Raw genomic sequence first — 14,149 nt, 5'->3', positions numbered from 1 at the left:
CGTAACAATTCTGTTACGCATATATTTATGCAACGGAGAAAGAGGTAGGTGATGTTATGGATCTTTTACTGATTTGGCAAGATGCTTTGCCAATATTAATGATAGGTCTAAAAATGACGATCCAGCTAACTACTTTGGCTGTATTATTTGGCAGTATTATTGGTTTGTTTGTTGGGCTAGGTAAGATGAGCCGAATTTCTTTGATTAAGATCCCCTCTGTGATTTATATAGAATTTTTCCGTGGCTCCCCTTTGTTAGTGCAATTATTCTTAATTTACTTTGGCCTACCCCAAGTGGTTGGGCACCCCATTGATAAATTTTGGTCCGCAGTAATTGTTCTTAGCTTGAACAGTGGTGCATACTGTGCTGAAATATTCCGTGCCGGAATCCAATCCATTGAAAAAGGACAAATGGAAGCAGCCAGATCTTTGGGCATGTCCCATGTCCAGGCTATGCGTTACATTATTCTGCCCCAGGCCTTTAAACGGGTTATCCCGCCCTTGGGCAATGAATTTATTGCCATGCTGAAAGATACCTCACTGGTTTCGGTCATTGGTCTGGCAGAGCTTGCCCGCAGCGGTCAGCTCTATATTTCGACCACTTATAAAGCCTTTCAGATTTGGTTCTTGGTGGCTATCTTCTATATTATTATGACCTTGCTAATATCCGAGTTCTTCGTCAACCGCATGGAAAGGAGGCTGAAGACCGGTGATCATAGCTAAAAATGTAACCAAAAATTTTGGCAAACTTGAGGTTCTCCGAGGTATTGGTTTGCATGTCAAAGAACAGGAAGTGGTCGTGATTATTGGCCCGTCCGGTTCCGGTAAAAGTACCTTCCTGCGTTGCCTTAATCTCCTGGAGGAACCAACTTCCGGTGAAATTACCATTGATAACGTCAGTTTAACCGATAAGAGTGCAGATATAAATAAAATTCGCCAAAATGTGGGGATGGTTTTTCAAAGGTTTAATTTGTTTCCCCATAAAACAGCCCTGCAAAATATTACCATCGCCCCCATGAAAGTAAAGGGTATGACAGAAAAAGAAGCCAATGATATAGCCAGGGATTTACTAGCCAAGGTAGGATTACGTGACAAAGAAGATGCCTATCCGGACCAACTTTCCGGTGGTCAACAACAAAGGGTAGCCATAGCCAGGGCGTTGGCTATGAAGCCAAAGGTCATGTTATTTGATGAACCCACTTCAGCCCTGGACCCCGAAATGGTTGGTGAGGTTTTGGGTGTAATGAAGGATTTGGCCCGGGAAGGAATGACCATGGTGGTTGTCACACACGAGATGGGTTTTGCCCGAGAAGTGGGAGACCGGGTTTTGTTTATTGATGAAGGTAAAGTGATTGAACAGGGAACTCCTGAAGAAATTTTTATCAATGCGAAGCATGAACGAACAAAGGCCTTTCTTAATAAAATTCTTTAATAAAGACAATCAGGGAAGCCTCATCACAGTGGCTTCCCTGATTTGTGTTTCTAATTACTTAGATAGCTTCCCGCATAAGCTCTAGGTATTCCTCACCTAGCTTGGTTAAGGAGCAAATTTTGCTTTTTCCCTCGGAGGTAACTTCAACGAGACCGAGGGCAAATAATTGCATAACTACATGATCTAATACTGCTCTTTTTACTTTAGAGGTTAAGGAAAGTTCTTCCTTATTCATTTTGCCTTCATCAAAAAGGGCCCTCATAACCCTTTCTGCTTCCACAGGCAGTCTGTTGTTTACTTCCTTAAAATATTGTGACATGGTAAGTTCAGTCATTGCCTTGCAACCCCTTTACTAACAGTTAGTTAATGTTATCTAATTAGAGTATTGACATAGATCAACAAATTTATTCGTTAGTTTAGGAAAAAATTATTTTTGCACGATCAGACCAACATGCCGCTGGTCGGCACCATCCGAACAATGATAAACAATGAAATAGAAAGCTATTATTAGGATAGAAAAACTAAGGCTTGCTTGCCTGTGACCTTTAGGTTATGCCCTAAAGGTCACAGGCAAGCAAAATCTCTCTAATAATTTTAGGTAGAAATGCTTTTCCTTTACCTGACTGGTTGACTGCTTTATAATTTATACTATAATTTACTGAAATTTACGGGGGCTGTCATGCGAAGACAAAAAAAGTGGCACGTGAGAACACCGAATCCTGCGTTGCAACAAATTCTCTCAATGGAATTAGGTATTTCAAAAATCCTTGCTCAGTTATTAATTAACCGAGGAATATATACTGTTGACCAGGCCAAGGCCTTTCTAGGCAGCGAATTGGATCAAATGTTTAGTCCCTGGCTCATGCAGGATATGGAAAAGGCTGTTGAACGAATCCTTACTGCCAGGGAAAAGGGCGAACCCATTTTGGTATATGGTGATTACGACGTGGATGGCATCACAGGGACCACCGTTTTGGTACTGGCCCTGCGTCGACTTGGCTGCCAGGTGGAGTATTTTATTCCCCATCGTTTGGAAGAGGGCTACGGCCTTAATAAAGAAGCCCTGGAACGAGCCGCTGAACGGGGTATTGGCCTGGTAGTGACCGTTGATTGTGGCATTAGCGGCGTAGAAGAGGTGGCAGTGGCCCAGGCTTTAGGAGTGGATATCGTTATTACGGATCACCATGAACCACCGCTGCAATTGCCCGCTGCCTTGGCTGTTCTGGACCCTAAAAGAGAGGATTGCAGCTATCCCTTTAAGGAATTAGCCGGCGTAGGTGTGGCTTTAAAACTAATCCAAGGGCTTTTTGAACAGGCTGGACTTGGTCAGCAGGACTGGGAAAAATACATAGATTTGGTATGTTTAGGTACCGTGGCAGATATTGTTCCGTTACAGGGTGAAAACCGTATCCTGGTTAAGTATGGCTTACCGCAAATTAGCAGCGGCAAAAGACCTGGTTTACAGGCTTTAATTAAAGTCAGTGGTATTCGGTCAGAGGTATTGGGAACCAGGGAATTGGGTTTTGGTTTGGCTCCCCGTTTAAATGCCGCAGGCAGAATGGGGGATGCGGGTCTTGGTGTAGAGCTTTTGCTGGCAGAAGATTCCTTAATGGCAGATAACATAGCAGAGGAGTTAAATCGGGGCAACCAAGAGAGACAGCAGGTGGAGTCTAAGGTCTTAGCAGAGGCCTTGGCTTTACTGGAAGCAGACCCGGAGCTGGCCCAGAGTAAGGTATTGGTACTAGCCTCGGAAAACTGGCATCCGGGTGTGATCGGGATTGTAGCCTCCAGATTGGTGGATCGCTTTTATCGGCCAACCTTTATGATTAGTCTGGAAGCGGGCAGGGGAAAGGGCTCTGCCAGAAGTATAGCCGGGTTTAATTTGTATCAGGCTATGGTTAAATGCCAGGATCATTTAGAGCAATTTGGCGGACACGCCATGGCCGCTGGCTTTAGCATTCAGGAAGAAAAAATTGCTGATTTTCGTGAGGCGGTTAATCGGTTTGCGGATGAAGCCCTAACGGAAGAACATTTAACCCCCAACCTTGATTTGGATGCCTTAATTAATCTTACGGAATTATCGATGGATACGGTTCAGGAACTTAATCAGTTATCTCCCCTGGGACATTGTAATCCGGGGCCGATGTTAGGCTGCTGTCAGGCTACGGTTGTTAACTGCCGGGAAGTAGGTAAAAATGGTGGTCACCTAAAAATGAGAGTAAGGGAGAAGCAAACCATTTTTGATGGGATTGGTTTCAACCTAGCTTCCTATAGTGAAATGTTGGCGGCCAATGATACCGTGGATATGGCCTTTGTCCCTTCGATTAATGTTTGGAATGGCCGTTCTTCGGTTCAGTTAGAAGTAAAGGAATTAAAGGAAACGGGTGAAGTGCCTCCTTTGGTACAGAAAATGGTAACCGGGGAGAGGGAATTAAAAACGATATTAAGTAAATTCTTGTGTTTGCCCGAGGAAAAAATTGCCAAGGGTTTAATTCCCTTAGGCCTATTGCAGCTCTTAACACCTAAGTATCAAGAATATACGAGGGTAGCATGCAAACAGGGAGATTTTCAAATCCTAGATTACAGGAATTGTCCCGATCGATTGGCCCAGCTTGTGCAGTTAGTGAATTCGGAGGAAACGAGTTTGGTTGTGGTAGAAAGTACAGCCCAAGCCATTCAAATAGCAACCTTTCTTAGTGAAGGTGAAAGGAATGTTGGCGTTTATCACCCGGGCTTAAACGACAGTGAAGCGGAGCAATTAAAAACCTTAATCCATTCTGGAAGAATAAGTCTTCTGGTGGCAACGGCATTTAGCAACCTGTCGGAGCTTCATTTTGAACAGGTGATCCTATACTATTTACCCTATCAACCAGCAGAGTGCCAACTTTATTGTGCAACCGCCGGTAAGGTTGCCTTGCTTGGGGGGGAAAACCAAGTTTCAGAGGCCCAAGAACAAATTTATGCCCTGGCCCCAGAAAGGAATGCTCTGGCAGAGGTGTTTAAGCTAATTCGCCAAAGGCTAAATCAGCAGGGCCATGGTGAGGTTACCGCCGAAGAACTCTATGGTTGTCTAAGAAGTTTTTATCCCAAGGCATCTATACACACGGTGGAAATTTGCCTAAATGCCTTTCAAGAGATGGGACTGTTAACGTTTAAGAAGCAAGGAAATACTTATCATTATCAACTAAACCTGCAGGCTAGAGGAGATTTAGAAAGTTCGCCAACCTTTAACTGGACACATCAAATGAAGGAAGATTGTCAGCGTTTTCAAAGACAATATCTAGCAGCAACCGGGCAGGAATTAAAAGGTTTATTTCTCAGCAGCTTATAGGGGGAGTGAAGATGGATTTTGCCAGCAAAATTCGCTTGATTAAGGATTTTCCTAAGCCGGGCATAAATTTTAGGGATATTACAACCTTACTAACCGATCCTGCTGCCTTTAAACAGGCAGTGGATGCCATGGCGGCGTTGTGTCAGGATCTTGAGGTGGATATCATTGCTTGTCCCGAAGCCAGGGGATTTGTTCTGGGTGCGCCTCTGGCCTATACCATGGGCAAGGGTTTAGTCTTATTAAGAAAACCTGGTAAATTACCCGGTAAAACAGTATCCCACCGTTATCAATTGGAATACGGCATGGACTCTTTGGAAGTGCACGAAGGGGCTATTTTACCGGGCCAAAAAGTTTTACTGGTGGATGATGTGCTGGCCACAGGAGGAACCATGGTGGCTGGTGTGGAATTGATTAAGAAATCCGGTGGTCAAGTGGCAGGTATTGCCTTTCTGATTGAGCTAGTGGGGCTAAATGCCCGGGAAAAATTCGGGAACTACCCCGTTGTAACATTACTGCAGCTCGAGGCCTGATTATTATATTTTGTGTGGAGGTGAAGCATGTCTTCACTGTTTGAATTGGAACAAAAGGTATTGCTGTATAATCCTTCGGCGGACATCGCTTTTCTCCGGGGGGCCTATAATTTTGCTGAAAATGCCCACAGGGGTCAAAAAAGAATCTCCGGCGAAGAGTATATTGTTCACCCCTTGGCCATTGCCGTTATTTTGGCGGAGCTTCAACTGGATGTGCCAACCGTTGCAGCCGGACTGTTGCATGATGTTGTTGAAGATACTGGTATAACCCTAGAAGATATTGAGAATGATTTTGGACCGGAAATCGCCACCATGGTGGATGGGGTCACGAAACTGGGTAAATTGCAGTTTCAAACAAAGGAAGAACGGCAAGCTGAAAACCTACGCAAGATGTTTCTGGCCATGGCCAAGGATATCCGAGTGATCTTAATTAAGCTAGCTGATCGGCTGCATAATTTACGTACCTTACAGTTTCAATCCGAGCGAAAGCAAAAGGAAGTGGCAAAGGAAACCCTGCATTTTTTTGCTCCCATGGCACACCGTCTGGGGATTTACAGAATTAAATGGGAACTGGAGGATTTGTCCTTTCGTTATCTGGAGCCAGAGCAGTACCAACGGATGAAGATTCAGATTGCCAAATCCAGAGCCAAACGTGAGGAATACATCCAGGAAGTTATTAAGGAATTGGCTGCCAAACTTTCAGCGGTAAATATTAAGGCAGAAATACAGGGCAGACCGAAAAATCTATACTCCATCTATCAAAAGATGGTGGATCAGCAAAAGGAATTAAAGGATATTTTTGATGTACAAGCGGTACGTGTTTTGGTAAGTTCTGTTAAGGATTGCTATGGTTCCCTGGGTATTGCTCACACCCTTTGGAAGCCCATACCGGGTCGCTTTAAAGACTATATTGCCATGCCCAAGTCCAATATGTATCAGTCTTTGCATACCACCGTCATTGGGCCTAATGGAGAGCCAGTGGAAATTCAAATTCGCACTTGGGATATGCATAAAGTGGCTGAATACGGTATTGCCGCCCATTGGAAGTATAAGGAAGACGCCAAAGAGGAGAAGGATTTTGATAAAAAACTGGCCTGGCTGCGGCAGATGTTGGATGCCCAACATGAAACCAGAGATGCCAGGGAGTTTATGGAGAACCTTAAGGTAGACCTATTTTCCCAATCTGTTTTTGTCTTTACTCCCAAGGGGGATGTTATGGAACTGCCCGCCGGGGCAGTCCCCTTGGACTTTGCCTACAGAATTCACACGGATGTAGGGCATCGTACGGTAGGTGCTAAAATAAACGGCAGGATTGTCCCGTTGGATTACCGCCTTAAGAATGGTAATATTCTTGAGATCATTACTTCTAAAGTCAGCGGCGGTCCCAGTCGGGATTGGCTCAATATTGTAAAAACTCCCCAGGCTAAAAACCGTATTCGGTCCTGGTTTAAGAAGGAACGGCGGGAAGAAAATATTAACCGCGGTCGGGATGCACTGGAACGGGAAGCCCGTAAACAGGGGTTAGAACTGGAATTGGTGCGGGGGGAAAGACTGCAGGAATATGCCAAGAAATTGGTTCAAGCTTCGGTTGATGAGTTATATGCCGCCATTGGTGATGGACAGATTATTCCCAGTCAGATAGTCACCAAGCTGCGGGATGAACATCGTGCCGAAAAGGAACGCCGTCCCTTGGCAGAAGAAATGATGAAGAAGGCCGAAGCAAAAGCGGCAGAATGGGGCAAACCAACCCAGGGTATTCGTGTCAAAGGGGTCGATAATTTACTGATTCGCCTGGCTCACTGCTGTAACCCTGTGCCCGGTGATCCCATTGTAGGTTATATTACACGGGGCAGAGGGGTTTCCATCCATCGGGATGACTGTATTAATATTCAACCGATTCAAAATGATGAACCGGAACGAATTGTCGAAGTAGGCTGGGATAAGGAATTTCAATCACCTTTTCAGGTAAAACTGGAGATTACAGGGCTGGATAGGGCCGGTTTTCTAAATGATGTGCTAAATGTGCTGCTTGATTTAAAGATCAATGCCAGCAGAGTAAATGCCCGTTCCAGGAAGGATCAAATGGCCACGGTTGAATTGTCCCTTCAGGTACGCAATACTGAACAACTGGAGTATTTAATGAATAAGATGAAAAGGGTTAAGGATAATTACGGGGTTCGTAGGGTATCCCCGGGTTAGCCCGGTGCTTTGATTTGGAGGTTTGGGCACATGCGTGCAGTGGTACAACGGGTCCAACGGGGCTCGGTGACAGTAAACAACGAGGTTGTTGGCAAAATTGAGCAGGGTTTGGTGGTTTTGCTGGGTGTAGGGCAGGGGGATACCGCCGATGATGCCCGCTACCTGGCAGATAAGATCAGTCAGCTAAGAATCTTTAATGATGAACAGGGAAAATTAAATCTTTCTCTGCAGGATGTCGGAGGAAGTGTGCTGGCCATATCTCAGTTTACCCTCTACGGCGATTGCAGAAAAGGGCGCAGACCCAGCTATATCGAGGCAGCAGCACCAGATGCGGCCAGGGAACTGTATGAAAGCTTTGTCCAAAGGCTGGTATGCAATGGTTTGACCACCGCCACTGGCGTTTTTCAGGAACATATGATTGTAGAAATTATCAACGATGGGCCTGTCACACTGCTCTTGGATAGTCGAAAAAGTTTTTAGGATGGGGGATGGTATTGGTGATCATTGAAACATTACCGGTGGGTAATATGGAGGCGAATTGCTATATTATTGGTTGTACAGAAACCCGTAAGGCTGTGGTAGTGGACCCAGGCGACGAAGCGGACCGCATCCAGTCAAGATTAAACAAGCTAAATTTGCAGACAGAGGCCATTGTACTGACCCACGGCCATGTGGACCATATTGGTGCCCTGGGTGAGCTTAAAGAGATTACGGGGGCAAAGGTGATGATCCACACCCAGGATGGGGAGATGCTCACCAATCCAGCCAAGAATCTCTCAGCCTGGATGGGCTATCAAATGTCCTTTCAGCCAGCGGAAAGGTTATTGGAGGATGGAGATACCATTCAGGTGGGTAAGCTAACCTTAGAAGTACTTCACACTCCCGGACACACCCCCGGTGGCATTTGTCTCCTCGTTGGGAAGAATGTGATTAGCGGGGATACCCTCTTTGCCCAGTCCATCGGCAGAAGCGATTTTCCGGGCGGCAGTCATGCCATCCTTATTCAATCGATCAAGAATAGGCTGCTTGTGCTGCCCGATGATACAAAGGTTTATCCAGGACATGGCCCAGCTACAACCATTGGCCGGGAGAAAAGACATAATCCTTTCTTTTAACAACAACGCCACGGTTATCTGTGGCGTTGTTTTAATACCGTTCGCGATTAGCCAGTTTACCCAAAGTAAGCGGCCAAAAGCGAATCAAGGAGGTGATTTTATGTTACCCCGCAGTAAAACCAGTGAGGATGTGGAGTTAATTGTTGATTTATACGAAAGGGATAAGGCTGCTTTAACAGCCATATTGGTTAATATCCGGGAAATTATTTTGCTCAATCAGGCGGATGATCATAGTACGGTGGTGAAGCTAAAGGAGTATCTTAAGCAACAGGGGATTCATATTTAAAAGAAATATTTGAGAGTGCAAGGAGGGTGATCAATGAAAATTCTGATTACCGGTGGCACCGGTTTTGTGGGTTCGGCCTTGGTTCGACATCTTACCGAACAGAATTATTCGGTTGTTATTGCCTCTCGAAAGGAGCAAGCCCCTAGCGAGGGTATTGCTTATATCAAGCTTCCTAACCCGGGTGAAAGGTTTCCCCAAGAACTCATTGAGCAACTTCATGGGGTGATTAATCTGGGAGGACACAATATATCCCAGGGACGCTGGAGTAAGTCAGTAAAAAAACAGATCTTAGCAAGCCGTCTACAACTAACGAAACAAATCGTAGACAGTATAGGAAGGAATAAAAGCGAGGGACTTTCTTACCCCAGGGAACTGATCAATGCATCGGCAGTGGGGTATTATGGTACCCATCTACAACAGGTTTTTCATGAGGAAAGTCCCAGGGGTAAAGGATTTCTAGCTGAAGTCTGTCAAGCCTGGGAACAAGAAGCAAGGGAAGCGGAAAAATTCGGCCTAAGGGTGGTCTTGCTACGGCTGGGAATGGTACTGGGGCCTGGCGGGGCCTTGCAGAAAATGATTTTACCCTACAAGTTTGGTTTTGGCGGTTTGATCGGCAGCGGTCAGCAGTGGTGTTCCTGGATTCATCGGGATGATGTGGTAAATGTTGTTACTTTGGCACTGGAGAAGAGAGCCTGGGAAGGGGTATATAACCTATGCAGTCCCAATGCTGTTACGATGAAAGAGTTGGACAGAGCGATTGCTGATGTCTTGGGTAAAAGATCCTGGACCCGCCTGCCCGCCTTTATGGCAAGGCTGGTATTGGGAGAAATGGCCGAAGAACTTTTAATAAATGGTCAAATCGTACTGCCCCAGCGGTTGATGGCCATGAATTATCAGTACAAGTTCTCAGAAATTCTGCCAGCCATTAAGGATGTATTAGGGAAAAATAGCCATCCACCATCCGCTTAGTATGCTAAACACCCAAGTATGAGACCCCGGGTTGCCCCGGGGTCTCATACTTGGGTTTAGTGGGTTTCATCGTAGGATAATCTGGTAACCTTGGTAAATTCACCTTCCTTAATTTGTTCAGGTGCGGCAGATTTTTCGAGGAAGTCACTCATACCAGCAGCAACTACGAGTTCTTGTTGTTTTTTATTTTTTCTAGCCATCAAAATTCAGCCCTTTCCGTAAATTGACTTATTATATTGTTTCCTTTCATATCGAAATATATGAAAGGAAACTGCACGGACCTATTTTGCCAGTGCATTTTGATAGAGGTATTTATAAGAATTAAGGGTAGGTTTTACCCAAATGTTCATGTTTTCGTAATCCCCGGCAATATGGCAGTTGTTAATCAGTCTGCCCTGGACCTCATAACCAAGACGGTGAAGAACCAGGTTCATGCCATAGGAAGATGCACGGGATAGGCTAAATAGGCAATGGATACCCTTTGCTTGACAATTCCCTTCCAACCTTTTTAATAGGATGGTATTTAAACCCATGCCACGGTAGTCTGGATGAGTAGCACAATTGGTTAATTCTGCGTGCCTTTGGTTCCAATCGATTTCCGCAGTTGACACACCGACTAAGGTATTACCTTCATAGCAAACCACATAGATGTCACCTTTTTGAATTGCTTCTCTCAGATAACTTGGGTCATAGACCGGGGTAGGGTAGCTGCTAAATACGGTATTAAACAATTCGGCCATATCTTTAGTATGTTCACCCGTTGCAAGCTTTAGTGAAAACCCCTTTGGTAGGACCGATTGATACTCCCTAGGTTGCCCCAGGATCTTTTCCAACAGTTGCTTTTCCTGAAGAAGGGAACCGGAACGACAGCGTTTCTCCGAAAGATAGAATGTTAAAAAATATGCGTCGGCACCTTGAAAATAGCCTTTTATTACTCCTTCCAAGCGAAATTCTTCACCCCGTAGGAAGTGTAAATCTGCTTCCTTGACTGGAAAAATAATTTTTTCAAGGTTTTGTGCCTTGGCCAAGTCCAAGAGAAAGAAATGTAAAGCAGTTGCATGATTAACCCTATAATCATGAATCCAAATACGTCTGTTATATTCATCCAAGTTAGCCTGCAGAAAAAATTCAGGTCTGTTTATTGTAAGGATAGGCATGTATTAATTACTTCCTTCTGCTGCATACATTTTTTCTTCTGTATCTAGGGTTATTCTACCGCTTTGCATTAAACCTGCAATACCTATTTTGGAGGTTTTCTTTTTTTCTTCTTCTGCCCCTGGCTCGGTATAAAGATATACTTTTCCCTCAAAATTTCTTAATACCGTTTTCCCTTTACCCTGGGATAACAAATAATTTGGTCCTATGGGAATTTTACCTCCACCACCGGGAGCATCAATAACATAAGTGGGAACGGCTAGGCCTGAGGTATGGCCCCGTAAACTTTCCATCATTTCAATACCTGTGCTAACCGAAGTTCTAAAATGCCCAATGCCTTCCGAAAGATCACATTGATAGAGGTAATAGGGTCGAACACGAATATTTAAAAGGTTTTGCACCAATTTTTTCATAATGTGAGTTTGGTCATTTATGCCGCGGAGTAAAACAGATTGATTATTTATAGGTATACCGGCTTTGGCTAAGCGGGCAACAGCGGCTGTAGCTTCCGGTGTTATTTCGTGGGGATGGTTAAAGTGTGTGTTAATCCAAACGGGGTGATATTTTTCCAGCATATTACATAGTTCCTCCGTAATTCGCTGTGGCAAGACAACGGGGGTGCGCGTACCGAAACGGATAATTTCAACATGTTTAATTGCACGTAATTTCTTGAGGATATATTCTAATCTTTCATCGGATAAAGTAAAAGGATCTCCGCCAGAGATAACGACATCCCTGATGGCGGTGTTACTACGAATATAAGAGAAGGCAAGGTCCAATAGAGACTTGGGCATCGAGCGATCATTTTGTCCAGCTATCCGGCGGCGTGTACAATGACGGCAATACATGGAACAGCAATCTGTAACCAACAGCAAAACTCGGTCCGGATAGCGATGAGTTAAACCCGGCACAGGAGAATCCACATCTTCATGTAGGGGATCTTTCATATCTCCCTTAGTAAAGACTAGCTCCTTGGTATTTGGTACAGCTTGTAGTCTCACAGGGCATTGGCGATCGTCAAATTTAATTAGGCTGGCATAGTAAGGGGTTATGGCCATTCTGAATTTTCTTAGGCAGGCAGAGATACCATCCTTTTCCTTCGGAGTTAAGTTTACAAACTCTGAAAGTTTATCTACCCCTGTGATCCGGTTGCTGATTTGCCAGTGCCAATCATTCCATTGTTCTTCAGTAGCACACCATTTTTCTAACAACTCTTTTTTACAATCCATAGAGTACCCCCTTGTATTTTTATACTGTCACCTCAAATTGACAACTTATTATAACACAATGAGTTGCTAGTACACAAAAACCCAAACCTTTAAATCACAGGTTATCTAGTCGTGAGTTTTGGAATATAGTTAAAATTTTAAATTAAGCTATAAATTACTTACATTTACTATCATATTTTCTAGATAAATACAAAATGAGATAGATATAAGAAAATCCCCCTACCTGAGTAAGGGGATTGAGATTTCTAGGAAGCCGTGGTGTTTTCTCTTAATGTTTGCCACATATCCGGTGTAACCAGACCCAGGCGCCAAATGGCAATACCCTTTAGGCGATGCTGTTTGGCAATATTCAGTTTGTCCACCAGGCTGGAGGAGGTTTCGTTGGGAATGGATATCCCTAAATAAAGTTTACCGGCCGGAACCTCTTTTAGGGCAGCCTGCACAGCCCCATTAACGAGTTCCTTTGGTTCTGGCTTAGAACCGTAATCGTAAGCCATGATAATAATGGAGTCAGCTAATTTTCCTAGACTTGCATAGTCATACCCTTTATAGGCACTGTTGGGAGCGTGCAGAGAAAGGGAAAGTTTTATGCCATTATTTTTTAGTTCTTTAGCCAATAAAGCTACGAAATTGGTAAAACGATTTTGCACCAGCGTTAATTGTTCATTTGTTTCACTAAGCCCCAGGCCTTCAAAGTCGAGATTTACACTTTGATAGTTTACAGCTTCTCCAGCAATAGCTTGCACCGCCTGTTCAGTTGCTGATTTGCTAGCTAATAAATCCGTTAGGGAGTTATCCTCATCGGCCATATGTATAACCATTTGGGTTTTTAGATCATATTGGTCGGCCGCAGCCAATACCTTTTCGTAGTCCTCGGGTCTTTGCCAGCCAGTACGACTTTTCGTCAAAAGGTTGCCGTCACGATCAAGACTATACCAGCCTAGAGCAACATCATTTACAACATCGGTATTAGCACTGCTATGGTCAGGAAAGGGTTGTCCAAATAGATTTGTCCAACTGCTGGTTTGCAGGTCTCCCAAGGCATAGTAACCAACCACGTCCAAGTTCCAGGGGATTTGCCTTGGGGCAGATAGGATGTGGATAGTATTTTCTGAAGCATTCCAGGATACTTGGCAATCAAAGGCCTCACTAAAGAAACGTAAGGGGATCAAGGTTCTCCCATTAATTATTTGTGGGGGCACATCCAGGGTAATGTCGGAATCGTTATGATTGGCAGTTTTATTACCAATCTGCAGTACGATGTAGGTGACAGCATCCTTGGCACGAATGGTTTGGCTGGCACCATCCCAGGTAACCTCCACCTGAAGGGCTTCGGCTAAAGCACGAAAGGGAACCAAGGTGCGATTTTCCTGAACCATAGGCGGCACATCAAACTTTACCGCTGCACCATTGACAAACACAGACATTGGCTGGGCAGTGTTGGCAAAGCCGGCCGGCACAGAAAAAAGGGTAAACAAAATAAGGGTTATCAAACATAAAAAGCGTTTCATTTCTGCTACCTCCGAAAATAGTTTTATCCCTAGTTTATTAGACGATAAACTTACCTAAAATGTAACGAGAAATAACGACCTCTTTAGATAGCAAGGTGATGACGCTAATTCATAGCGAAAGCCACTTTTCCCACCTGTTTATATGTGGTACAATAAGTCATATTAATAAAATACGAGGTGTGAAATGAGGAAAGTGTTTTTAAACTAATCAAATTTAATAATTTCTTATAAAGTGCATACCGATGGCAAGGAGTTAGTCTGCACTTTTTTAAGAGATGATAGTTTAAAAACACTTACAGTAAAATTGAGTTTTAGATTAAAGCTTGTATAATTATACAGCTTTATTTATTTGTATGCTTGACTGCAGTATAACACATAAGTGTTTTACTGCAG

General features: G+C 44.1%; 14 protein-coding genes. 9 read left to right on the top strand and 5 right to left on the bottom strand.

All coding sequences use genetic code 11. The features are described 5' to 3' along the window. Window positions 1–56 precede the first annotated feature (56 nt). Window positions 57–722, top strand: coding sequence for an amino acid ABC transporter permease (locus AC1U9Z_RS08320; protein WP_333530998.1), 666 nt, complete (start codon window positions 57–59; stop codon window positions 720–722). After that, entirely contained in the window at window positions 709–1,431 is a 723-nt protein-coding gene (locus tag AC1U9Z_RS08315) for an amino acid ABC transporter ATP-binding protein (protein WP_333530999.1), read from the top strand. The genes AC1U9Z_RS08320 and AC1U9Z_RS08315 overlap by 14 nt, the downstream gene beginning before the upstream one ends. 58 nt (window positions 1,432–1,489) lie before the next feature. On the opposite strand, the gene AC1U9Z_RS08310 is transcribed toward AC1U9Z_RS08315, so the two are convergent. Continuing rightward, complete coding sequence (locus AC1U9Z_RS08310; RefSeq protein ID WP_333531000.1) at window positions 1,490–1,765, bottom strand: transcriptional regulator; 276 nt, start codon at window positions 1,763–1,765, stop codon at window positions 1,490–1,492. 345 nt (window positions 1,766–2,110) lie between these two features. Here AC1U9Z_RS08310 and recJ point away from each other — a divergent pair, with 345 nt between their 5' ends. The 7 genes from recJ (at window position 2,111) to AC1U9Z_RS08275 (ending at window position 9,861) form a co-directional block, all read left to right on the top strand. Beyond that, window positions 2,111–4,762 (top strand): single-stranded-DNA-specific exonuclease RecJ, encoded by a 2,652-nt coding sequence (gene recJ / locus AC1U9Z_RS08305; RefSeq protein WP_479956919.1) that lies wholly within the window; start codon window positions 2,111–2,113, stop codon window positions 4,760–4,762. Window positions 4,763–4,773: 11 nt separating this feature from the next. Continuing rightward, complete coding sequence (locus AC1U9Z_RS08300; RefSeq protein ID WP_479956916.1) at window positions 4,774–5,292, top strand: adenine phosphoribosyltransferase; 519 nt, start codon at window positions 4,774–4,776, stop codon at window positions 5,290–5,292. A gap of 27 nt (window positions 5,293–5,319) precedes the next feature. Beyond that, window positions 5,320–7,491 (top strand): RelA/SpoT family protein, encoded by a 2,172-nt coding sequence (locus tag AC1U9Z_RS08295; protein WP_479956914.1) that lies wholly within the window; start codon window positions 5,320–5,322, stop codon window positions 7,489–7,491. 30 nt (window positions 7,492–7,521) lie between these two features. Next, the gene (dtd, locus tag AC1U9Z_RS08290; protein ID WP_479956912.1) at window positions 7,522–7,971 is read left to right on the top strand and encodes a D-aminoacyl-tRNA deacylase; all 450 of its coding nucleotides are present in this window, start codon (window positions 7,522–7,524) and stop codon (window positions 7,969–7,971) included. A gap of 17 nt (window positions 7,972–7,988) precedes the next feature. Further along, window positions 7,989–8,606, top strand: coding sequence for an MBL fold metallo-hydrolase (locus tag AC1U9Z_RS08285; protein ID WP_479956910.1), 618 nt, complete (start codon window positions 7,989–7,991; stop codon window positions 8,604–8,606). A 100-nt stretch (window positions 8,607–8,706) separates the two neighbouring features. After that, entirely contained in the window at window positions 8,707–8,892 is a 186-nt protein-coding gene (locus AC1U9Z_RS08280) for a peptidase (protein ID WP_333531006.1), read from the top strand. Between the two features lie 33 nt (window positions 8,893–8,925). Further along, a complete protein-coding gene (locus AC1U9Z_RS08275; RefSeq protein WP_479956908.1) occupies window positions 8,926–9,861 on the top strand; it encodes a TIGR01777 family oxidoreductase in 936 nt (311 codons plus the stop codon). Between the two features lie 56 nt (window positions 9,862–9,917). Here AC1U9Z_RS08275 and AC1U9Z_RS08270 read toward each other — a convergent pair whose 3' ends face one another. The 4 genes from AC1U9Z_RS08270 to AC1U9Z_RS08255 all read right to left on the bottom strand — a co-directional run bounded on the left by AC1U9Z_RS08270 (window position 9,918) and on the right by AC1U9Z_RS08255 (window position 13,756). Continuing rightward, window positions 9,918–10,061 (bottom strand): hypothetical protein, encoded by a 144-nt coding sequence (locus AC1U9Z_RS08270; protein ID WP_479956906.1) that lies wholly within the window; start codon window positions 10,059–10,061, stop codon window positions 9,918–9,920. 81 nt (window positions 10,062–10,142) lie between these two features. Further along, the gene (ablB, locus tag AC1U9Z_RS08265) at window positions 10,143–11,018 is read right to left on the bottom strand and encodes a putative beta-lysine N-acetyltransferase (protein WP_479956904.1); all 876 of its coding nucleotides are present in this window, start codon (window positions 11,016–11,018) and stop codon (window positions 10,143–10,145) included. A 3-nt stretch (window positions 11,019–11,021) separates the two neighbouring features. Further along, window positions 11,022–12,245, bottom strand: a complete 1,224-nt coding sequence (kamA, locus tag AC1U9Z_RS08260; protein ID WP_479956902.1) for a lysine 2,3-aminomutase — start codon at window positions 12,243–12,245, stop codon at window positions 11,022–11,024. Window positions 12,246–12,490: 245 nt separating this feature from the next. Beyond that, window positions 12,491–13,756, bottom strand: a complete 1,266-nt coding sequence (locus tag AC1U9Z_RS08255; RefSeq protein ID WP_479956900.1) for a stalk domain-containing protein — start codon at window positions 13,754–13,756, stop codon at window positions 12,491–12,493. Window positions 13,757–14,149 lie beyond the last annotated feature (393 nt).

The organism is Desulfotomaculum sp. (assembly GCF_982386235.1).
This window is presented reverse-complemented; position numbering and strand designations above follow the sequence as displayed.